1 protein-coding gene is annotated in these 1,375 nt (G+C 35.3%); it reads right to left on the bottom strand.

What is annotated here, in order from left to right:
* The coding region (locus LS73_RS09730; RefSeq protein WP_138070037.1) for a site-specific DNA-methyltransferase at positions 1-1,375 on the bottom strand (1,375 nt) is incomplete at both ends.

Below are 1,375 nucleotides of genomic sequence, written 5' to 3'. Positions count from 1 at the left end.
TCTCTTTTATTGCCTTGTTGAGATACTTCAGCTAACGCTTCAGTATGACAAAGAGAGGATTTAGAATGACAAAAACTTAGCACATATTCGCAATTAGCTAATGCCTCCTCATAGGATTCTAGCTCATAGTAGCGAAATGCTCCACCACCTTGATAATCGCACTCTTTGCTGATTCCGCTTTGGAATCCCGCAATGACTTTTTTAAGGCGAGGAATCACCACACTATAAAAATGCTCTCCCATTTCTATACCTAGCCATTTGCGCCCGAGTTTTTGTGCCACTGCTAAAGTCGTGCCACTTCCTAAATGATAATCTAAAATAATAGAATCCTGATTGCTGCCTGTTAAAATTGCTCTTTGTAAAACCTTTTCGTGATTTTCCGTTTGAAAACCCCAATCACTAGAATAACCAACCCAGTCCGTCCAATTAGAGGTTAGTTTTTTGGTATCACTTTCTTGTGTTTTTGGAACACCATCAATCAACCTTATGCCACCTTGTTTTTCTAATTCAAAAATAGTTTCTTGACTTAAAGCCCAATGTCGCCCATTTGGAGGTAAATATTCTTGTCCCAAAATAATTCTTGCCTTACTTGTCCATTTGCTGTTTTTAAAAACCAAATTTTCTTTTGAGAACAAATCAATATATTGCTTTGGAATAGGCGACCATCTCTCCCCGGGCAAGTGCATCGCACGCCACTTTCTTTCTTCTCTTTCAATCCCTTGAACATTAAAGATATATTCCTCACTTTTTGAAAAGAAAAATAGTGAATCATTCCCGCTATGATATTTTTTAATGGTTTCAGTAAGTTTTGCAGATTTGCTAACAATTATTTCATTAACAAAATTGTCTTCCCCGAAAATATTATTTAAGAGATTTCTTACAATAAAATTACCATTATAATCACAACGAACAAAAATACTTCCATTATTGCTTAATATATCCCTAGCAAGTTCTAGGCGAGAATCTAGCAATGAAGCCCAAGTAGAATCTTTAAAATTCACTTTATAATCAAAACTCGCATTCTCTCCAAGATTAAATGGTGGGTCAATATAGATTAAATCCACTTTGCCTTGATATTTAGGCATTAGGGTATTTAGGGCTTGAAAATTATCCGCTTTGATGAGTTCGCCATTAAGGATAGATTCCAAATTTTCAAAGCTACTTAGAATCTTGTATTTTGTCTCACGCGTAAAGTGCTTTGTATCAAGAGGGAGATAGCGGTATTTGTTATCTTTAGATTCTTCAGCCTTGCTATGCAAGACTTCAGAATGACAATTTACTACTTTGTCATATTGAGCATTTGAAAAATGCGAAATATCTCGTTTATTGCTTTGTTGAGATTTCATATTTTTAGATTCTTCACCTGCTAAAGCAG

This window comes from Helicobacter muridarum (genome assembly GCF_000765805.2).
In the GTDB taxonomy this organism is placed as follows: domain Bacteria; phylum Campylobacterota; class Campylobacteria; order Campylobacterales; family Helicobacteraceae; genus Helicobacter_A; species Helicobacter_A muridarum.
This window is presented reverse-complemented; position numbering and strand designations above follow the sequence as displayed.